The organism is Arthrobacter sp. TRD_SC_6 (assembly GCF_055361185.1).
This window is the reverse complement of record NZ_CM143953.1, coordinates 471,292-490,978: the sequence shown is the minus strand read 5'-3', so window position 1 is coordinate 490,978 and position 19,687 is coordinate 471,292. Positions and strand designations below refer to the sequence as shown.

General features: G+C 63.5%; 21 protein-coding genes. 7 read left to right on the top strand and 14 right to left on the bottom strand.

What is annotated here, in order from left to right; all coding sequences use genetic code 11:
- Positions 1-4: 4 nt before the first annotated feature.
- From ACWA1U_RS02415 to ACWA1U_RS02380, 8 genes are all read right to left on the bottom strand, one after another.
- A complete protein-coding gene (locus tag ACWA1U_RS02415) occupies positions 5-1,312 on the bottom strand; it encodes an ABC transporter substrate-binding protein (RefSeq protein ID WP_463723752.1) in 1,308 nt (435 codons plus the stop codon).
- A 38-nt stretch (positions 1,313-1,350) separates the two neighbouring features.
- On the bottom strand, positions 1,351-2,655 hold the full coding sequence (locus tag ACWA1U_RS02410; RefSeq protein WP_463723751.1) for an ABC transporter substrate-binding protein: 1,305 nt from the start codon (positions 2,653-2,655) through the stop codon (positions 1,351-1,353).
- Between the two features lie 59 nt (positions 2,656-2,714).
- Positions 2,715-3,650 carry a carbohydrate ABC transporter permease gene (locus ACWA1U_RS02405; protein ID WP_463723750.1) on the bottom strand — a complete coding sequence of 312 codons (936 nt, stop codon included), beginning with the start codon at positions 3,648-3,650 and terminating at the stop codon, positions 2,715-2,717.
- Positions 3,640-4,584, bottom strand: coding sequence for a carbohydrate ABC transporter permease (locus tag ACWA1U_RS02400; protein WP_463723749.1), 945 nt, complete (start codon positions 4,582-4,584; stop codon positions 3,640-3,642). Before ACWA1U_RS02400 ends, ACWA1U_RS02405 begins: the two co-directional genes overlap by 11 nt.
- Before the next feature lie 217 nt (positions 4,585-4,801).
- Complete coding sequence (locus ACWA1U_RS02395) at positions 4,802-5,947, bottom strand: acetylesterase (RefSeq protein ID WP_463723748.1); 1,146 nt, start codon at positions 5,945-5,947, stop codon at positions 4,802-4,804.
- A gap of 81 nt (positions 5,948-6,028) precedes the next feature.
- Entirely contained in the window at positions 6,029-6,508 is a 480-nt protein-coding gene (locus ACWA1U_RS02390; RefSeq protein ID WP_463723747.1) for an SRPBCC family protein, read from the bottom strand.
- Complete coding sequence (locus tag ACWA1U_RS02385) at positions 6,505-6,876, bottom strand: ArsR/SmtB family transcription factor (RefSeq protein WP_463723746.1); 372 nt, start codon at positions 6,874-6,876, stop codon at positions 6,505-6,507. Before ACWA1U_RS02385 ends, ACWA1U_RS02390 begins: the two co-directional genes overlap by 4 nt.
- A gap of 75 nt (positions 6,877-6,951) precedes the next feature.
- A complete protein-coding gene (locus tag ACWA1U_RS02380) occupies positions 6,952-7,788 on the bottom strand; it encodes an SDR family oxidoreductase (RefSeq protein ID WP_463723745.1) in 837 nt (278 codons plus the stop codon).
- On the opposite strand from ACWA1U_RS02380, the gene ACWA1U_RS02375 reads away from it, so the two are divergent.
- A complete protein-coding gene (locus tag ACWA1U_RS02375) occupies positions 7,787-8,725 on the top strand; it encodes an SGNH/GDSL hydrolase family protein (protein WP_463723744.1) in 939 nt (312 codons plus the stop codon). The two genes, ACWA1U_RS02380 and ACWA1U_RS02375, sit on opposite strands and share 2 nt — an antisense overlap.
- Positions 8,726-8,743: 18 nt before the next feature.
- Here the strand turns inward: ACWA1U_RS02375 and ACWA1U_RS02370 are convergent, their stop codons facing one another.
- From ACWA1U_RS02370 to ACWA1U_RS02360, 3 genes are all read right to left on the bottom strand, one after another.
- Entirely contained in the window at positions 8,744-9,070 is a 327-nt protein-coding gene (locus ACWA1U_RS02370; RefSeq protein ID WP_463723743.1) for a DUF3140 domain-containing protein, read from the bottom strand.
- 177 nt (positions 9,071-9,247) lie between these two features.
- Positions 9,248-10,924 (bottom strand): alpha-amylase family protein, encoded by a 1,677-nt coding sequence (locus tag ACWA1U_RS02365; protein ID WP_463723742.1) that lies wholly within the window; start codon positions 10,922-10,924, stop codon positions 9,248-9,250.
- The gene (locus ACWA1U_RS02360) at positions 10,924-11,883 is read right to left on the bottom strand and encodes a TIGR03885 family FMN-dependent LLM class oxidoreductase (protein WP_463723741.1); all 960 of its coding nucleotides are present in this window, start codon (positions 11,881-11,883) and stop codon (positions 10,924-10,926) included. The genes ACWA1U_RS02365 and ACWA1U_RS02360 overlap by 1 nt, the downstream gene beginning before the upstream one ends.
- A gap of 158 nt (positions 11,884-12,041) precedes the next feature.
- Here ACWA1U_RS02360 and ACWA1U_RS02355 point away from each other — a divergent pair, with 158 nt between their 5' ends.
- From ACWA1U_RS02355 to ACWA1U_RS02335, 5 genes are all read left to right on the top strand, one after another.
- The gene (locus ACWA1U_RS02355) at positions 12,042-12,935 is read left to right on the top strand and encodes an SDR family oxidoreductase (protein ID WP_463723740.1); all 894 of its coding nucleotides are present in this window, start codon (positions 12,042-12,044) and stop codon (positions 12,933-12,935) included.
- A 146-nt stretch (positions 12,936-13,081) separates the two neighbouring features.
- Positions 13,082-13,963, top strand: a complete 882-nt coding sequence (locus tag ACWA1U_RS02350) for a manganese catalase (protein WP_463723739.1) — start codon at positions 13,082-13,084, stop codon at positions 13,961-13,963.
- Between the two features lie 177 nt (positions 13,964-14,140).
- Positions 14,141-15,169: an iron-containing redox enzyme family protein gene (locus ACWA1U_RS02345; protein ID WP_463723738.1), complete on the top strand. Its 1,029-nt coding sequence runs from the start codon at positions 14,141-14,143 to the stop codon at positions 15,167-15,169.
- 3 nt (positions 15,170-15,172) lie between these two features.
- A complete protein-coding gene (locus tag ACWA1U_RS02340; protein ID WP_463723737.1) occupies positions 15,173-16,162 on the top strand; it encodes a glycosyltransferase family 2 protein in 990 nt (329 codons plus the stop codon).
- A gap of 17 nt (positions 16,163-16,179) precedes the next feature.
- Positions 16,180-16,410: a sortase family protein gene (locus ACWA1U_RS02335; RefSeq protein ID WP_463723736.1), complete on the top strand. Its 231-nt coding sequence runs from the start codon at positions 16,180-16,182 to the stop codon at positions 16,408-16,410.
- A gap of 69 nt (positions 16,411-16,479) precedes the next feature.
- On the opposite strand, the gene ACWA1U_RS02330 is transcribed toward ACWA1U_RS02335, so the two are convergent.
- Positions 16,480-17,385 carry a hypothetical protein gene (locus ACWA1U_RS02330; protein ID WP_463723735.1) on the bottom strand — a complete coding sequence of 302 codons (906 nt, stop codon included), beginning with the start codon at positions 17,383-17,385 and terminating at the stop codon, positions 16,480-16,482.
- Positions 17,386-17,488: 103 nt separating this feature from the next.
- On the opposite strand from ACWA1U_RS02330, the gene ACWA1U_RS02325 reads away from it, so the two are divergent.
- A complete protein-coding gene (locus ACWA1U_RS02325; protein ID WP_463723734.1) occupies positions 17,489-17,989 on the top strand; it encodes a DUF456 domain-containing protein in 501 nt (166 codons plus the stop codon).
- Positions 17,990-18,006: 17 nt separating this feature from the next.
- Here ACWA1U_RS02325 and ACWA1U_RS02320 read toward each other — a convergent pair whose 3' ends face one another.
- Both ACWA1U_RS02320 and ACWA1U_RS02315 read right to left on the bottom strand, forming a co-directional pair.
- The gene (locus ACWA1U_RS02320; protein WP_463723733.1) at positions 18,007-18,144 is read right to left on the bottom strand and encodes a hypothetical protein; all 138 of its coding nucleotides are present in this window, start codon (positions 18,142-18,144) and stop codon (positions 18,007-18,009) included.
- Positions 18,145-18,208: 64 nt separating this feature from the next.
- Positions 18,209-19,672, bottom strand: a complete 1,464-nt coding sequence (locus ACWA1U_RS02315; RefSeq protein WP_463723732.1) for a S10 family peptidase — start codon at positions 19,670-19,672, stop codon at positions 18,209-18,211.
- Positions 19,673-19,687 lie beyond the last annotated feature (15 nt).

Sequence of the window (19,687 nt, the reverse complement as noted above, 5' to 3'; positions counted from 1 at the left end):
ATGATCAGCCTGCGCTGATCATGCCCTCGATTTCCGCGGTCATCTGTTCGGTTGCCTGCTCGGGCGTCAGCTTGTCGAACAGGACCTCCGAGACGTAGCGCTTGACCATGTCCTGGACGCCGCCGGCTCCGACGGGGGAGGGCAGCGGCGGCTCGGCCATGTCCGGGCGGATTTCGTCGAGGAAGTCCACCACCGTCTGGTCGTTCTCATCCAGTTCGGGGGCGATCGCAGCGGCCATGTCCGGGTTCGCCGGCACGCCCCGGTCAACCAGCATCTTCTTGGCCGCCTCGGGGTTGTTGGCCAGGTAGTTCACGAACTTGGCGGCGGCTTCCTGGTTTTCGGACTGGCCGGAGATGGACCAGTACATGGAGGCCTTGTAGTACATGCCGTTGTCCCCGGCCGTCCCGGATTCCGAAGGCACACGAAGCATGGTGACGTCGCTGCCGCTGGCCTCGCGCAGCGCGGACAACTGGTTGGACCAGTACCAGCCCATCGCGGCGCGGTTGGTTGCGAAGCCGCCGGCTTCGAAGGAGCCCGACATTTCCTCGGTGTACCGGGCGGCACTTGGCCCGCCGCCGTCGCGTACCTCAAGGATGTGCTCGAACCAGGCCGTCGCGTTCTCCGGTGTGTAGCCCACAGCGCCGGGTTCGTCGTCGTTGTAGAGGTTCTCGCCGTGCTGGCGCAGCCAGATCCTCAGGTCAACGTCCTGGGCGCCGTAGTCCGTGCCGACGATCTCCCCACCGAGCTTCTCCTTCAATTCAGCCGAGATGCGGTAGTAGTCATCCCAGGTCCATGTGCTGTCATCGGGGAGCTCCATGCCCGCCTGCTCGAACAGGTCCTTGTTGGCCATGACAACGTAGGCATTCTGGCCGGTGGTCAGCCCGTACAGGCCTTCCTCATAGCGCCCGAGGTTGAGGGCGGCGTCGTCGAACTTCGAGGTATCGATGCCCTCGAGGGTACTCAGGTCCGCGAGGGCGCCGCGGCCCGCGTACTCCTGCAGGTACTTCTCGTCCATGGTGATGATGTCCGGAGCATCACGGCCTGCGGTGGTGGTGGCCAGCTTGTCCCAGTAGCCGCCGAAATCGGAGTACTCACCGGCGATGGTGATGCCCTCGTTTTCGGCTTCGAACATGTCGATGATGTCCTGGTTCGCCACGTGGCGGGGGTCCGAGCCCCACCAGGAGAAGCGGAGGTTCCCGTCTCCGCTGGCGTCGTTGCCGCCTCCGTTACCGCAGGCGCCAAGGGAGACGGTGAGTACGACGGCGGCGGCAGCGGCCGTGAGAATGCGGGTGGGGCGTGAGATCTTCTTCATTGAGTCTCGTCCTGTCTGTAGTGATGATGGTCAGCCGGTCAGCCCGCGCTGATCATGCCTTCGATTTCGGCGGTCAGCTGTTCAGTTGCTTCTTCCGTGGTGAGGTTGTCGAACAGGACCTCGCCGACGTAGCGGACGATCGTCTCCTGTACGGTTCCGGCGCCGATGGGCGAGGGCTTGGGGGAGTCGGAAACCTCCGGCTCGATTTCCTCGAGGAAGTCCACCACGGTCTGCTGCGACTCATCGAGCAGGGGTTCGATGGCGGCGGCCATGTCCGGGTTGGCCGGTACGCCGCGGTCCACGAGCATCTTCTCGGCTGCTGCCGGATCGTTGGCCAGGTAGTTCACAAAGTCGGCTGCTGCGGCCTGGTCATCGGACTGGCTGGAGATGGACCAGTACATGGAGGCCTTGTAGTACATGCCGTTATCTGCGGCGTTGCCCGTGGGGGACGGCACCCGGAGGATGCGGATGTCATCACCGGTGGCGGCGCGCAGGGCGCCCAACTGGTTGGACCAGTACCAGCCCATGGCGGTCTTTCTGGTCGGGAAGTTCTCGGCTTCGAAGGTGCCCGCGGCGGCTTCGGTGAACTGTGCCGCACTGACTCCGCCGCCGGTGTCGCGGACATTCAGCAGGTGCTCGAACCAGGAAAGCAGGTTCTCCTGTGAGTAACCCACTGTGCCCGGCTCGTCCTCGTTGTAGAGTCCCTCACCGTTCTGCCGGAGCCAGATACGCAGGTCACCGTCGAGCGCCCCGTAGTCGGTGCCGGCAACGTCGCCCAGCTGCTCGCTGATCTGGGCGGAGATCTCGTAGTAGTCATCCCAGGTCCAGGTGCTGTCGTCCGGGATCTCGACGCCGGCTTCGGCGAAGAGGTCCGCATTCACCATGACGGAGTAGGCGTTCTGCCCGGTGCTCAGGCCGTACACGCCGTCCTCGTAGCGTCCGAGGTCGAGCGCGCCTTCGGGGAACTTGGACAGGTCGAGGTTCTCGAGTTCGGTGAGGTCGGTCAGCGCGCCGCGTCCTGCGTACTCCATGATGTATTTCTCGTCCATGGTGATGACGTCGGGGGCGTCACGGCCTGCCGTCGTCGTCGCCAGCTTGTCCCAATATCCGGAGAAGTCGGAGAATTCACCGGAAATGGTGACGCCCTCGTTCTCCGCCTCGTAGCTGTCGATGATTTCCTGGGTTGCCTCGTGGCGCGGGTCAGACCCCCACCAGGAGAAGCGCAGGTTGCCGTCTCCAGCAGCCTGGCTGCCGCCGTCCCCGCAGGCTCCGAGCGAGAGGCCAAGGAGGACGGCGAGAGAGGCTGCGGTTGCGGTGCGGGCAGGGCGGGAGAACTTCTTCATTGAATTTCTTTCCTTACGTGGAGTGCTTCGAACAGGAGGGCGGTTTAGCGGTTGATTATTTACTTGATGCCGGTGGTCGCGATGCCCTTGACCAGGTACTTCTGGCCGAACAGGAACACCAGGAAGACTGGCAGGAGGGAGACGATTGACATGGCGAACATGGAGCCCCAGGAGGAGGTCGCGGTGCTGTCGACGAAGGAGCGCAGGGCGACCGGCACCGTGTACATTTCAGGGTCGGTCAGGTAGATCAGCTGGCTGAAAAAGTCATTCCAGGTCCAGATGAAGGTGAAGATGGTGGTGGTTGCCAGTGCGGGGACCATCAGCGGAAGGATGATCTTGGTGAAAATCCGCACGTGTCCGCAGCCGTCAATCCTGGCCGCTTCGTCCAGTTCCTTGGGGAGCCCGCGGATGAACTGCACCATGAGGAAGACGAAGAACGCGTCGGTTGCGAGCAGTTTCGGCAGCACCAGCGGGATGAAGGTGTTCACCCAGTCCAGCTCGGAGAAGATGATGTACTGCGGGACGATGATCACGTGGATCGGCAGCATGATGGTCATCAGCATGATCGCGAAAAGCAGGTTCCGACGGCGGAACCTCAGGCGGGCGAACGCGTAGGCGGCCATCGAGCAGGACACCAGGTTCCCGATGATCGAGCCGATCACCACGATCATCGAGTTGATCATGTAGTGGCCGAAGGGTGACTGGAGTGCGTTCCAGCCTTCGGTGTAGTTACTGATCTCGAAGGTGTTGAGCCAGAGGCCGGCTTCCCGGAAGATCAGGTCGTTGGGCCGCAGCGAGCTCACCAACATCCACAGGAGCGGGTAGAGCATGATGATGCCCAAGGCGATGAGCACCAGGTGCTTGAGGAAGCGGCGTCCGGCGCTGCCCTGTGTGTCCGGGCCGTTCTTCTTCCGCCGCGCTGGCGGCTGTTCGACCGTTTGTTTTGGGGCGGCGGCCGGGGCTGCGCTGGTCTGGGGCGCGATATTAGTCGTCATAGAACACCCACCATTTCGAGGCGATGAAGTTGATGAAGGTGAAGGCCGCAATGATGAGCAGGAGCAGCCAGGCCATGGCCGAGGCGTAGCCCATATTGAAGTTGCCGAAGCCCTGTTGATAGAGGTAAAGCGTGAAGAACATCGTTGAGTCGGCCGGTCCGCCGGTTCCTCCCGAGACAACAAATGCCTGGGTGAAGGACTGGAAGGCACCGATGATCTGCAGCACGAGGTTGAAGAAGATGATCGGAGTCAGCAGCGGAACAGTGATCGACATGAACTGCCGCACCTTGGAGGCTCCGTCCACGGACGCTGCCTCGTAGTACATGGTCGGAATCTGACGCAGGCCGGCCAGGAAGATGACCATGGGAGCACCGAAGGTCCACACGTTCAGCACCATCAGGGTGCCCAGCGCTGTGGAGGGGTCAGCGATCCAACCCATTCCCTCGATGCCGACCAGGCCCAGCAGCTGGTTGATGAGCCCCGACGTTCCGAAGATCTGCCGCCACAGCACCGCGATGGCCACCGAGCCTCCGAGCAGGGACGGCAGGTAGTAGATCGAGCGGTAGAAGCTGAGTCCCCGCATGCCGCGGTCCAGGATCAATGCGAGCGCCAATGCTGCTATGAGCTGGAGGGGAACGGAAACGAAAACGTAGAGGAAGGTCACCCCGAGGGAGTTCTGGAGCCGGGTGTCCTCAAACATCCGCAGGTAGTTATCCAGTCCGGTCCATTCCGGTGCCTGGAGCAGGTTGTAGTCCGTGAAGGAGAGGTACAGCGAAGCGGCCATCGGGCCGATGGTGATGAGGACCAGGCCAATCAGCCATGGCGCCAGGAAGAGGTAGGAAACCAACTCCTCCTTCTTCTCGGCGGCGGTCAGCTTTCGCTTCTTGGCGCGCGGTTCCTTCTTGAGCCGCGACATCTCAGACAGTGCTGACATTGCCGCTCCTTTCCGCAAAAGCGCGGCTGCGTTCCGGCGCCGCGAGCGCGTCGTTCGGAAGCTTCATGGGTGACCTTCTGTCGGGATCGTTTCGAGCTTTTGGAAAGCTGATGGTTACATCACAGAAAACGTTTTCTGATGATTTCAATCGACCCTAGTGTGTGACGCGGCGCACGTCAAGGAAACGTTTTCTGAGAACGGAAAAGACCTCAGAAAGTCAGCTTCGGCGGGTGTCAGTTACGCAGGCTGACCTTAGGTGCCGTATGGACTCGGCAAGCATTTCAGCTGTCATCACATGGCCGGCGTCGTACCAGGTGCCGGTGTAGCGGGACTTACCCACACGGGCCAGGGCGCTGAGCCTGTCCGCCGCGTCATGCATCCCCTCGGAGGAAAAGAGCGCATCCGCCGCTGCGAACTGCACGAGATAGTGGCACGCGCTGTTGATGGCCGTGAGATCCGGCCAGTCGAAGTGGTGCGCAAGCCCCGGCGTCGTCAGTAGCCACGAGTGCGTGTCCAAGTGAGAAGGGAAAAGCCCGCTGAAGGTGGTCATCATGCAGCAGACGACGGCGGCACGCACCTCCGGCGCGAGGGCCGACAGTACGAGGGCCCTGCCTCCGCCACCTGAGAACCCGCCGACTCCAAGGTTCCCTCCGTCCACGCCAGGCAGGGCTTGGAGGATGCGCAGGGCGGCCAGATCCTCGAAAGCGACCATTCCGGCATAGCTGGTCCCGAGCAGTCCGGCGGTCTTGGCGATGGTGTGTTCGTGCAGGGCTGCTGCGGCGTTGTACTTCATGTCCAGGGTGGGCTGCGTGCCCTCTTCCCGCCAGCGCGCCTCCCGTGCAGCCAGTCCTTCGGCTATCCGGGCCGGCGGGGGATTGAGTTGGAACCGCCTGCTGCCCCAGCTGAACGAATCGTGGACGAGGACGGCGAAGCCCGCGCGGGCCAGCTCGTTGGCCACCGCACGCCCCGAGTAGAGGTCCCGCTGTAGTGCGGTGACCTCCATAGCGGTGTGTTTGCCGGCGTCAATCAGCCGCTCCGACCCATGCCACTTGTTGCCCCCGTGGCAGTTGAACCACAGGACACCGGGCAGCTTCCCGCCACTTAGTGCAGGTGCTGCAGGTGTCAGGAGGTGGGCACGTGTAGGAGGACCGTAGGGGAGCTGCCAGCTGAGCTGCTGCACACGGACGCCATCCAGTACCTGTGTGGCGCCCAGCGCTGGCTGCGGCGCAGGGATAGGCCCAGGGACACCCAGCACCCGCGACAGCTGGGCACTCGCCGGGTTGTGCCCTTCGTGTGTGCCGAGCCGCCGCACGGTGTCGGGCCAGTCCTCGAATCCGGCAATCGGGCCTGGTGGTGACGTCATGCCCGTGAGACTACCGGCCATCGTCCTCTGCATTCATGCAGCCCCGGTGGCGGTAACCTACCGGGGCTGCATGGAGGAGTGCTACCCGCGCCCCGAAAGCAGCTCGTCCAGGCGTTCGTAACCCTCGGTCATTCCGGCTTCCATGCCGGATTGTGCCATGCCATCCCGCGCTTCCAGCGACGGGTAGACCGAGTGGCCCACGAGCTTGCTGCGGCCGTTGCCCAGGTCCACGAAGGTCAGGGATTCAATGCAGACGACGTCAGGGAATCCTTCGAACTCGAAGGTCTGGATGGCGAACTCGTTCTCGCGCACCGTATGGAAAACGCCGTTGAAGGCGTAGGCGTTGCCCTCGGCGTCGATGTGGAGGTAGCGGTACCTGCCGCCGGTCCGGAAGTCGTACTCCTCAACCTTTGATTCCATTCCGCGGGGGCCGAGCCACTGCGCGATCATCGCGGGGTCCCGGTGGGCCTCGAAGACTGCCTCGACCGGGAAGTCGAACTCCCGCTCGCTTTCAATGAAGGGAAGGCCTTCCGGGAGAGAGAGATTCAATGGGTTGCTCATAGTGTGTCCTTGGGTTTGCGGCCTTTGCTGGCCGAGTCAGTTGTGTCGGTTGCTTGCGCGAGTAGCGCATCCAGTGCGCGGAACTGGCTCTCACGAACGAGCCGGTATTGATCGATCCACGCCGTTAGCAGCTCCAGCCTCTCGGGATTCAAATGCACGGGCCGGCGTTGGGCGTCCCGCGAACGGGTGACCAGTTGGGCCAGCTCCAAAACCTGGATGTGCCGGGAAACTGCCTGCTTCGAGATATCAAAAGGAGCGGCCAACTCGTTGACGGTTGCCGGGCCACGGCTGAGCTGGGCGATTATGCTGCGACGCGCCGGATCCGCCAGAGCCATGAAGGCCCGGTCGAGAAGCTCATCGTCGTTCATAATCAACCATTTCCTTTATCAACGGTTTGATTGATTAAAAGGGTAAAACTGTTTCGGTGAACGGTCAAGGGCTTTCTAGCGCACCAGGAGCGATTCGAGGCTAAGGGCCGGTTGCCCGGTCAGGTCCAGCACAGCCGTCGTCGTTCTCTCCAGCTGCCCCGACGCAATCGCACTGTAGGTACTGACCCACGCGTCGACCTCCCACTGCGGAGCACCGTACGAGGCACGCGACGCGTACGCCTCCTCGACGGTCTCGGCCTCGTACCGTACCTCACGGCCCGTCGTCCGGGTGATGATTTGCGCAGCCTCCTCAAGCGAGAGCGCGGCCGGTCCAGTGAGGTCGTAGGTTCGCCCTGCGTGCGCGGCCGGGTCCTTGAGCACCACGACGGCGGAGCGCGCCACGTCCGCCCGGGCCACTCCCGCTACGCGACCGTCAGCGGCCGGACCGCGGATGACGCCGTCGTCGCCGGCCAGGAGCGGGAAGAAGTCGAGGTACAGGTTGTCGCGAAGGAAAGTGAAGTCCATGCCGGAGCGGCGGATGTGCTCCTCGGTGGCCCAGTGGTCGCGGCCGAGTGTGAAGATCGAGTCCTCTGCCGCTGCGAGGAATGATGTGTACACGATGTGCCGCACGCCCGCTTCGGCTGCGGCGTCGACAAAGGTACGGTGCTGGTGTACCCGGTCCTCGGCTTCGGCGCCGGACACCATGAAGAGGGTCTCCGCGCCGCGCAGGGCCTTCACTGCGGCGGCTCGGTCGGAGTAGGTCCCCCCGGCGACGCTTGCGCCAGGCAGCTGCGGTGCGCGCTCCGGGCTGCGGACAAACAGGGTCTGTTCGAGTCCAGATTCGGAAAGGGCGCGCGCAACCTGCCCGCCCACATGCCCGGTGGATCCAGTTACTGCCAGTCGTGGAGTCATGAAGGATGGAGCGCTGGGGCTGGCACTACTATTCCCGGGCACGAGTTCACTGCGGCTTCCATGGCAGTTCGCCCAGCGGACGCGTGGGCGACGCGCCGCCGTCGTCGTCGGTCCCTACTGTGAAGCAGTGTCCAGGCTCTTCGTCGCGATTGGCGATTCCTTTACGGAAGGTGTGGGGGACTGGGATTCCCGGTTCCCCAATGGTGTGCGTGGCTGGGCGGACCGGGTAGCGAAGCAACTGAGCAAGCAGGATCCATCCTGGCGGTATGCCAACCTGGCGATCCGCAGCAAGCGGCTTCGGCACATTATCAACGAGCAGCTTCAGCCCGCGCTGGACCTGCAGCCGACGGTGGTGAGCGTGTACGCAGGCGGCAACGACATCCTGGAACTGCGGACCAGCATGACGCCGCTCATGGAGATGTATGAGGAGATGGTCTCGCGCATCGCCGCCGCCGGAGCACGCCCGCTGCTGTTCACCGGATTCGACGTGCGCCTGCACCCGATGCTCGAGCCCATGCGGCGCCGTAACTGGACCTACAACGACCACGTCCGCCGGATAGCGGAGACTTACGGCGCCCTCCTGGTGGACTACTGGTGCTTCGACGAGTACTACGATCCACGTTTCTGGGACGCCGACCGTCTCCACATGTCGCCGGCCGGGCACAAAAATCTTGCCGCTCACGTGCTGCGGGTGCTCGGCGTCGACCATACGCTGACGTCGAAGCCGTTCCGCCCGCGCAATCCCGTCACCGCACGCGACTGGCTGCAGCAGGAATCGGTATGGTTGCGCGAATGGGTGATCCCCATGTTCGGCCGGCGCCTCCGTAACATCACCCTCGGCGACCACCTCGAACCGCGCTGGCCGGAGCCGATCCGCCCGGCGGACGGGCTGAAGCGCTTGGCGGCGCAGCGGGACAGCCTGGCCTCGCGGACTTAGCAGGCGTTCCTGAGGACCCTACTTCAGCGGATCGTGGCCCCAGTTCATGAGCGAGTAGCGCCACTTAGAGTGCTCGACGTCGGAGGCCGGCTTCTGCGCCAGGTGCCGGTGAACGTAGCCCACCACCTTCTGCATATGGTCGACATCCGAGTCCGTCAGGTCCGCCTTCTTCGTGGACAGCAGTTCGATAATCCGCCTGCCGGAGGCGTGTCCAACCGACTCGCCGCCGTCGTCCTTCTGTCCCACGTCCCTGGACTCATCAGTGTCCAGCCACTTTTCAATTTCGGAGGCGGTCATGTTGACCGCTTCCTCCCACTCCGGCCATACCTCGTCAAGCTTGCTCATCAAATTTCCCTTCCTTCACGCTCTGCCGCACCTCGCCCGTAGACTGGGTCCACCATGATGCGATTCGTCAACAAATACCGCACGCCCATTGTCTGGTTGCTCGTCGTCGCGCTGGTTGTCAGCGTGGGCGCGGGGTTCTTCGCCACTATCTTCTGATTTCCGGTCAGCCCGGACGGCCTACCACAGCCGGCCAGTCCCCGGTTTCTGAACCCGCAGCCAACGGAAGCCATAGGGTTCCAGCTCAAGTTCCAGGTCCTCGCCGCGCGAAATGTCGCGCTTGCTGTTCTGCAGCAGGTCGGTGAGCACGCCCCCGCTGTCGGGGACGTCGTCGTCGTCCAGGTGCAGGGTGACCTTCGCTGGCTCGTCAGCGAAGTTGTGGAGGAGGATCACTGAGCTGGCCTCCCAGACGGACCTGTGCGCCAGGATGGCGGGGTTCGGCTGGTCTATCACCTGGAACTCTCCCCACCCCAGCTCAGGGCATTCGCGGTACCTGCGGATGAGCGTACCGATGAAGGCAAGGAGCGACGCCGGATCCCTGCGTGCCGCTGCAACGTTCACCTTGTCGGGGCCGAACTCGCCGCTCACCAGCGGCGCGATCAGCTTGTCCGGCGGGGCGGCCGAGAACCCGGCGGAGTCTTCATCTGTCCACTGCATCGGGGTGCGCACAGCCATCCGGCCCTCGATGTCCAGGTTCTCGCCCATCCCGATCTCCTCGCCGTAGAACAGCACGGGCGTGCCGGGCAGGGAGAACAGCAGCGAGTAAACCATCTTGATCCGCTGCAGATCGCCGTCCATCATCGGCGGGACGCGGCGCTTCAGGCCACGGCCGAAGACCTGCATGTTGTCCTCCGGGCCGAAAGCCGCGAAGACTTCCTCACGCTCGAAGTCGGAGAGTTTGTCGAGGGTGAGCTCGTCATGGTTGCGGACGAAGGTTGCCCACTGGTTGTCGGAGTCGATGGGCGGGCGTGCTGTGAGGGTGTCGGCCAGTGGCCCGGCCTTACCTCGCGCGAGCGAGAGGTACATCTGCTGCATGGTGATGAAATCGAACTGCATGTTGAGCTCGTCAGCTGCGTCCCCGAAGAACTCCAACTGCTGCTCGTACGGAAGGTTCACTTCACCGAGGAGGACGGCGTCGCCGGCCCGCCTTGAGAGGAACCGGCGCAGGGCACGCAGGTAGTCGTGGGGGTCGCCGCCGTCTTCGGCATCGGTTCCCATGGTTTCGAGGAAGAACGGCACTGCGTCCACCCGGAATCCGGAGAGCCCGAGCTCCATCCAGAAGCCCATCATCTTTGCGATCTCGTCCCGTACCTGGGGATTTGAGATGTTCAGGTCCGGCTGGTGTGAGTAGAACCTGTGGAGGTACCACTCTCCGGTCTTCTCGTCCTTTTTCCAGATGGAGTCCTCCTTATCCGGGAAGACCACCTCTTTGGACGTGTCGGGCGGCTCTTCGGACCGCCAGACGTAGTAGTCGCGGTACGGGTTGTCCTTGGACGCACGGGATTTCTTGAACCACGGGTGCTGGTCCGAGGTGTGGTTGACCACGATGTCCGCGATCACGCGCATCCCGCGGTCCTTCGCCGTCCGGATGAATTCGACCAGGTCACCGAGCGTGCCCAACCGGCCGTCGACGCCGTAGAAGTCCATGACGTCATAGCCGTCGTCCTTCTGGGGTGACGGGTAGAACGGCATGAGCCAGACGCACGTCACGCCCAGCTCGGCGAGGTAGTCCATGCGTTGGGCGGCGCCGGTGAAGTCTCCCACGCCGTCGCCGTCGGAATCGCAGAACGTCTCGATATCCAGGCAGTAAATGACGGCGTTCTTCCACCACAGGTCTGCGGTATCCGTGATGCGCATCAGCGCACCTCGGGAAGAACGTGCTCGGCGAATGCCTCAATGAAGGGCTTCTGATCCGTGCCGACAAAGTGAAGGTACAGCTCGTCGAAGCCGAGGTCGGCGTACTCACGGAGCCGCTGTGCGTGCTGGCCGAGATCCGAGGAGATTTCGACGGCGCCGCGCAGCTCTTCCTCGCCGAGGTTGCGGGTAGCGTCCTCGAAGTCGGAGGGGCGGGAGATGTCCCAGGTGGTGGGCGGGGTCAGGCAGTTCGAAAGCCATTGCTCCCGGGCAATGTCCAGTGCCCTGGCCTCATCAGGAGCCCAGGAAACGTGAACCTGCAGGATGGCTTTACCCTTGCCACCGGCGTCGCGGTAGGCATGAAGCATTTCTTTGAGCTTGTCGTGTGGCTGGTTCACAGTGACCAGGCCGTCCGCCCAGCGGGCGCTGCGCGCCGCCGTCTCCACGCTCACTGCGGGCGCAATCAGTAGCGGTTTCACTTCCGGAGCGTCCCAGAGCCGGGCCTCGTGGACGTTGACCAGCCCATTGTGGGTGACCTCCTCGCCATCGTGCATCCGGCGGATGACATCCACGCATTCTTCGATGCGCTGCTGCCGTTGTTCCTTGGGCAGCCACTCGTCGCCTGTGATGTGCTCGTTGAGATTCTCGCCGCTGCCGAGCGCTGCCCAGAACCGTCCGGGGAACATACTCGCCAGGGTGCCGCTCGCCTGGGCGATGATGGCCGGGTGGTACCGCTGGCCGGGGGCGGTGACGACGCCGAAACGCAGGTTCGTGGTGGCCAGCGCGGCTCCCAGCCAGGACCAGGCGAATCCCGAATGGCCCTGCACCGCGGACCACGGCTCGAAGTGGTCGGAACACATTGCGGCGTCGAACCCTGCCTGTTCGGCCAACTGCACGTCGGCCAGAAGTTGGGATGGAGCGATCTGTTCGTGGGAAGCGTGAAATCCGATAACTGTGGTCATGGGCGAGCCGTTCCTCCTGGTGCCTGTCCAGGCCCTTGAAGGCCCGAGCCGGTCCGATCTAGTGTGATAAGTAGGCTTAGCAATGGGATAGAGCCTAGTCGTACGCTCAAGGGCCCTCAAGGCCCGGCGCCAATCGCCCGAAACACCAGGAGGAACGCATGAGTGATCAGTACACCTTCCAGAACCCTGTCACGCGATTCCCCGAGATCAGCCCGCCGAAGCAGGACCAACCTGAGCCTGGACTGGATCGCGACCTCACCCCGCAGAGCGACCGAGGTGAGCAGTCTTATCGAGGAACCGGCCGGCTCGAAGGACGCAAGGCACTCATCACCGGGGCCGACTCCGGGATCGGTGCGGCAGTGGCCATCGCCTACGCACGCGAGGGTGCCGACGTCGCACTGTCTTACCTGCCCGAAGAGGAAGCGGACGCCGCGGAGATAGCCGAGCTCGTTGAGGCATGCGGCCGTAAGGCCGTGAAGCTTCCGGGTGACATCAAAGACGCCGAGTTCTGCAAGGAGCTGGTGGAGCAGGCTGTGGAGGGTCTCGGCGATCTCGACATCCTCGTCAATAACGCGGGCAAGCAAATCGCGGTCGAGAAGCTGGAAGACCTCGATGACGAGCAGTTGGACCACACGTTCAAGACGAACATCTACTCGTTCTTCCGAATCACCCGCGCGGCACTCGCACACCTTCCGGCTGGGTCCAGCATCATCAACACCACGTCCATCCAGGCTTATAACCCGTCGCCCACCCTGCTGGACTACGCAAGCACCAAGGCGGCGATCAACAACTTCACCAAGGGTTTGGCGCAGCAGCTCGCTTCACGCGGGATCCGGGTGAACGCCGTCGCGCCCGGTCCGTTCTGGACCCCGTTGCAGGTTTCGGACGGCCAGCCCAAGGACGCCCTGCCGGAGTTCGGAAAGGACACTCCACTGGGCCGCGCGGGACAGCCCACTGAACTGGCGCCGGCTTACGTATTCCTCGCGTCCCCGGAATCGAGCTACGTGTTAGGCGAGACGTTGAACGTCAACGGCGGCAGTCCGACACCGTAGAGAAAATTTGCAGAAAATAAGCAAGCTTATTAGTAGCCAACCGAGAGGCTCTCGGGTTAGCGTCGAAGGACTTGGTTTCGCTCTCTCCAACCCCGACAGATGAGTTGGCCGTCCAGGTTCGGAACCGCAACCGCGGAGGTTTCCCCGTGTTCTTTCACAAGCAGGAACTGCAGTTCAAATCCACCCCCGACAAGCCCGATGCCGTCTACGCCCGCAAGCTCCAGGAAGTCCTGGGCGGCCAGTACGGTGAGATCACGGTTGCCATGCAGTACTCGTTCCAGGCCTGGAACACGCACATTCCCGGCAAGTACCGAGACCTTCTTTTCGGCATTGGTTCCGAGGAGTTCGGGCATGTTGAGATGCTGGCAACCATGATCGCCCAGTTGCTCGAAAAGGCACCGCTGGGGATCACCGACGACGCCGTCCAGTCCGACCCCGCGATCGCCGCGGTCATCGGCGGTACGGACATGCAGCAGGCCATCGTGGCCGGCGCGGGTGCCCGTCCAGTGGACAGTATGGGTAATCCCTGGTCAGGCAGCTACATCACGGCAAGCGGCAACCTGCTGGCCGATTTCACTGCAAACGCCAACGCGGAGATGCAGGGCCGCGTACAGGTGGCTCGGCTGTACCACATGACTGACGACCACGGCGTGCGTGACATGTTGAAGTTCCTGCTGGCAAGGGACACCATGCACCAAAACCAGTGGCTCGCGGCGGCTCGTGAGCTGCAGGAGGAGGGCTCGGAGAACCTGCCGGTACCGAGCAATTTCCCGCTGAAGGAAGAGGAACGTGAGGTGTCTTACCAATACCTCAACTTCTCCGACGGCAAGGCTGCTTCGGAGGGGTCCTGGGCTTCCGGCCCCACCCCCGACGGCTACGGCGAGTTCACTTACCACGAGGGCCCCACCACGAGCGCTCCGATGCCGCCGCCAACGCACCCGGATTCCCGGTTCTACGGGACCACGGAACTTCCGAACAGCGTGGAGAAGGTGGCCGGCAAGGTGCAGGACAAGCTGAAGAAGGAGTAGCGTTCGTGCGCTCCAGGCAGCCCGCTGCACTTCGGTGCGGCGGGCTGTTCTGCGTCTCGCGTCCGGGTGACCTTTCAGTAGCAGAGGCACAATGCGCAGTAGGCTTAGTAACGAGGGGTCCGACGACGACGGCGGACCACAGCGAGACACAGTATCGCCGGTGAGGAAGGCTGAACCATGAAGAGTCCCGAAGCGCGCGGAGTTGCCAGCGAGGCGCTCCTGAGGATCCTGTCGGCGGCGCCGAACGACGACGACGTCGCGGCGCTCAGCGCGGCTGTCAGCGACGCGCTCAACGCAACTTCAAACATCTTCGCCGACGAAGACCTCCAGCTCACCCTTTTCTGCCTTTACGAGCTGCACTACGGCGGGATCGACGGCGCCCACCCAGACTGGGAGTGGACCCCGGGCCTCATCAGCGTCCGGCAGCGGATCGAACGGGACTTCGAAGCGGCTCTTCGCGCCGCCGTCGAACTTCCCTCCCTCGAACCGCGCGACAGCGACGGCGTTGCTTCAGTGCTTTTCGAGCTCACCGGGGCTGATGCCGGCCCCAGCGTGTCCCGGTTCCTCGCGAAGAAGGCCACCTTGGAGCAGGCCCACGAGTGGCTCATTCACAAGTCCATCTACCAGCTCAAGGAGGGTGACCCGCACACCTGGGCCATTCCGCGCCTGAGGGGCCGGGCGAAGGCGGCGATGGTCGAAATCCAGGCGGACGAGTACGGGGGCGGGCGCCCGGAGCGCATGCACTCAGCACTGTTCGCACGTACGATGCGCGGCGTGGGCCTGGAAGATGAGTACGGCCACTATCTAGATGCCGTCCCGGCCCTCACGCTTGCGAACAACAATATGATGTCGTTTTTCGGACTGAACCGGCGCCTGCGCGGGGCGATAGTCGGCCACCTTGCCGCGTACGAGATGACGTCCTCCCAGCCCAACCGGTTCTACGGCAACGGATTCCGGCGCCTCGGCTTCGATGAAGACGTCACCTGGTACTTCGACGAGCACGTCGAGGCCGACGCCGTCCACGAGCAGATTGCCGGTCGCGACCTTGCCGGCGGTTTGGTCGAGGTGGAGCCGGAACTACTTGAGGACGTCTACTTCGGAGCGGCCGCAGCGCTCGCTGTGGACGGGATGCTCGGGATTCATCTCATGGAAGCGTGGGAGAGGGGCGAGTCTTCACTGCGCCCGCGGGTGCCGACGGCGGTGTGAACAGTGAACGCTGACGCGGCGTACGTGCTGCCGCTGCGGTGGACTGAGGATTCCGGGCTGCCGGAGTTGGCCGAGTACCTATGCGAAGTGGCGCTGTGGGCAGACGTACTGGTGGTGGACGGTTCGCCGGACGAGTTGTTCGCCGCTCACGCCGCAGCTTTCCCTCCCGAAGTTCGCCACCTGAGGCCGAAGTTCTCCTGCCGGAACGGGAAGGTGGCAGGCGTCCTCACCGGACTCCACCACACCACGCGCGCACGCGTGGTGATTGCCGACGACGATGTCCGATACAGCGCCGCGACCCTCCGCCGCGTCGTCGCGCTGCTGGCTGACGCCGACGTCGTACGCCCTCAAAGCTACTTCCTGACGTTGCCTTGGCATGCCCGCTGGGACACGGGGCGGACGTTGCTGAACAGGGCGCTGGGATCGGACTATCCCGGCACGCTTGGCGTGCGGCGGTCAACCCTCCTTGCCGCCGGCGGTTACGACGGCGATGTGCTTTTCGAGAACCTTGAGTTGATTCGTACGGTGCGGGCGGTAGGGGGTGTGGAGGCCCAGGCGGACGATGTATTCGTTGGCCGGCTGCCATGCTCCGTACGGCACTTCCTGCGGCAGCGTATCCGTCACGCTTACGACGACTTCGCACAGCCGTCCCGCCTCTTCCTCGAGCTGGCCCTGCTGCCGGCGCTGGTGCTGGCCGCGCGCCGTCGTCCCCGTGCTCTTGCGTACGCGGCGCTCGCTGCAGTCCTATTGGCAGAACGGGGACGACGACGGCGGAACGGCCGGGCTGTGTTCCCACCCACCGCCGCGCTCTGGGCACCGGCGTGGGTCGCGGAGCGGGCCGTCACCGTTTGGGTGGCCGTTGCGTATCGACTGTCCGGCGGCATGCCGTACGCGGGATCGAAACTCGTGAAGGCCGGAAACTCGGCGAGCGATCTGCGGCGCAGGCAGCGCGCACACCCCGGCGCGACGACGCCGGACTTCCTCCGCTGCTGAGTCCCTGAGTTCGCTTGGTGGTTATGCTCGTGATACCGGTGACGTCATTCTGCCTAACGTTCGAAGTCACCACTGGCGCCGGGTCCATGACCTACCGGGTCGACAGCGTGACTACTTACGTCAAATCCGAGCTCAAGTCCAGCGACATCTGGGGCATCCAGCCCAGCAGGATCGTGCTGATCAGTTGCTACACGGCAGATCCACTCGGGAAGAACGTCGTCGTTACTGCTACGCCAGTTTCCGGGTAGCCGCCTTGAGAGCGCATAACTGAGGGGAGCAGCCAAGCGGCTGCTCCCCTCAGTTGTGGTGCTGCGGACTTACCGGTTGTTGTCGACGGCGTTGTAGTCAGCGCGGTCGATCTTGCGGTGGTAACGCATACCCGCCATGCCGCCAAGGACCGCACCCGCCAGCGCTGCGAGCAAAGCAACGACGACGGCGATTATGCCTGCCGTGGTCAGCGTTCCTTCATTCACGGGGAGGCGGGGGAAGCTGTTCAGGTTGGCGAGGACGTCGAACTGCGACCCGAAGATGAGTCCAAGTACGGCGACGATGATCGCAATGATGATGGCCCACAACCACACCGCAACGCCCTGCTTGGCGCCGTTGAAGCGCGACATCCGGCCGGCTACATACCCGCCCGCGTAATAAGCAAGGAGCAGGATTACCAGCAGAATGATGGCGCTGGTGATGCCCACCGTCTGCGGATCCTGAGCGGCCTGATCGGTAGCTTCGTTCAGGTTAGTGTTCGTTGACAGCCCAAAAGCAGCCCCAGCCGCTGCCACCAGCGCGGTAAGGATCACGGCCATTCCCGTAGCTGTGAGCCAACCGAAGAATGCGGCGCCGAACTTCATCCCGCCAAAAGTTTCCTTCTCGCGCTGGTGCAGGGCATCGCGCTCCGCACCCACCGGAACCGGAGTCGCATCCCTGTCGCGGTCCCCGTGCCGGTCCTGGTCATTGTGGTCTGGATCCAGTCGACGCTCCCGGGTGTGATGCCCGTCCGAGTCCTTCGAGTGGGACACCGGCACCGCTGCCGTGTGCTGACGCGTGGCGTCGTCGCGCTGGCCCGCGCCGTCGTCGTTCCGGTTCACGTTCATCGCGCGGGTCTCGGGGCCCGACGCATGGGAATCGCGGTCATTGCGTCCTGCATCGGGTGTTGCCGATGGGTCTACGTGTTTCGGGGTGTTGTTGTCCCGATCGTTGTTCCCTGTTACTGGTGTACTCATTGGTGCCTCCTGATATCAGGGCCCTAAGGCGACTTCATAAGCAACCTTAGTATTTTGCACCCTTCGTCACAAGGGCGGGGCTACGTGGTGGCAGACTGGGAGCATGGATTGGCAGATCATCATCACCGTGCTGTGTGGACTCGCAATCGGCGTCGGCGTGGCCGGTGTGGTGATCCCGGTCCTCCCCGGAGGCATCCTGATTTTGGCGTCACTGCTGATCTGGGCTCTGACTGTCCAAAGTGCTGCAGGATGGGTTGCGCTGGGTGTCGGGGGCGTGGCGGCCCTGATCGGCATGGTGGCCGGAACCGTCCTTACGGGAAGGAAGCTGCGTCAGCAGAAGATTCCCGGCCGGTCAATCACCGTAGGCCTGGTTCTCGGCGTCGTCGGAATGTTTGTCATACCCGTTGTCGGCCTGTTGGTTGGATTTCTCGCGGGCCTCCTGCTGAGTGAGGCGGCGCGGCTAAAAGATCTCCGGGCTGCAGCAGCGTCAAGCATTGAGGCGCTGAAAGCCATGGGTATCGGGATTATGGTGGAGCTTCTGCTCGCCTGCCTGGCGGGCAGCGCGTGGATCATCGCCGTATGGGCGCATTTTGCCACTCGCTGACCCGCCGGGGCAGCAGCTTAGCGGCGCTTGCGGCCGTAGTTCTTGCCGTAGGACTTCCCGCCCGAGTACTTGGTGCCGCCCCGTCCGCTCTGCCGCTTGCCGAGCAGCTTCGACGCAATGACAGGTGCGAGGGTCCAGAGGAGCTTCTTCAACATGATGTCCGCCTTTCGTTGAGGTACATCACCTCTATAGTAAGCACGCTGACTATTGTCTTGGCCACTACGGGCTGACGAATTCCCGCAATGCGTCCAACTGAGCGAGCCTGCACTCCGGTTTCAGGTACATCATGTGGCCGGCCTCGTGATAGTGGTGGGTCATCCTGGCCCGAGCCTGCTCATCAAGGTTCATATGCGCAAAGACGTACTCCGCCGCGAAGTGCGGGGTGGCGCCGTCCTGGTACCCGTAGTCCACATGCACGCGCAATGCCGGGTTGTTGACCATGAGGCGTTCGAGGACATCGCTCACGTCCACCGGTGCGCCTTCAAAAGTGCGGTAGCTCCACGGTTGCACCCTGGCGCTGAGGATCTCGTACGGCAGGTCAAACTCGTAGCCAAGTTCTGCGCGGACATAGTGGTTGATCGCCGCGGCGAAGGGCCCCGTAATGGCGCGCATGCTTGGGTCGTCATGGTTGACGGAGGCTTGGAGGTTGGCGGGAGACGCGGTGAACCTGCCGTCGATCCGACCCACCACCAGGCCCTCCGCGCGCAGCAGCTCGGCCGCGAACTCGTGGTACGCCCACCGCAGGTTCGTCCGCCGGATGAAAGCCTCGTCGAGGGTGGTGATCGCGCTCAGGCGAGTGACGACGTCGTCGTGTTCGGGCTGCGTTAGCCGCGCACCCTGCGTGAGTGCGTACCCGAATTCGCGGGCAGCGAACTCTTCGGCTTCGCGCACGACGTCAGCAAGTTCCCTCCCCGGGTGGCGCCCGTGATAGTGCGCGATGGCAGCGTACGTGGGCAGGTGAAGCGCGTAGGGTGTGTCGCTGCCTGGGAAGAAGCGGAGGGTGGACATGTTGAGCACGGTCGAGATGAGGCCGAGTCCGTTGACGGCCATGCCGTAGGCCTCGTACAGGCGGCCGGCGACCGCTACGGCGCGCAGCGTCCCGTAGGACTCTCCGACGAGGTACTTGGGGGAGAGCCAGCGGTTGTTGCGCGTAGTCCAGAGCCGGATGACTTCGGCCACGAGGTCGCGGTCTTCAATGAACGCGTGGAACTCGTCGGACTTTTCGCCTTCAACCACGCGGGAGAAGCCTGTGCTCACTGGGTCGATCATCACGAGGTCGCTGTGCTCGAGGAGCGTTTCCGGGTTATCGACGATGCCGTAGGGCGGCGGCGTCATGGCGCCGACGTCGCCGGAGTCCACCCGGCGCGGGCCGAGCAGGCCGAGGTGCAGCCAGACCGAGGAGGAGCCCGGCCCGCCGTTGAACGCGAAGGTTACGGGGCGGTCAGTCTCGCCGTCGTCTTTGGTGTAGGCGACGACGAAGATCTCCGCCTTCGGTTTGAAGCCCTCCGATTTGCCGTCCTTGACCTCTTCGCGGCGCAGGACCAGCCGGCCGGTGGTGGTGGTGTAGGCGAGGCCCGAGCGGGTGGTGTGCTGCCGGGTCACGAAGTCGTCGCTGACTTCCTTGACTGCGGCAGGTTCGGTTTTCTCGGTGGTGGTGTCTACTGTTGCGAATTCTTCAGCCATACGTCGAGCCTATCG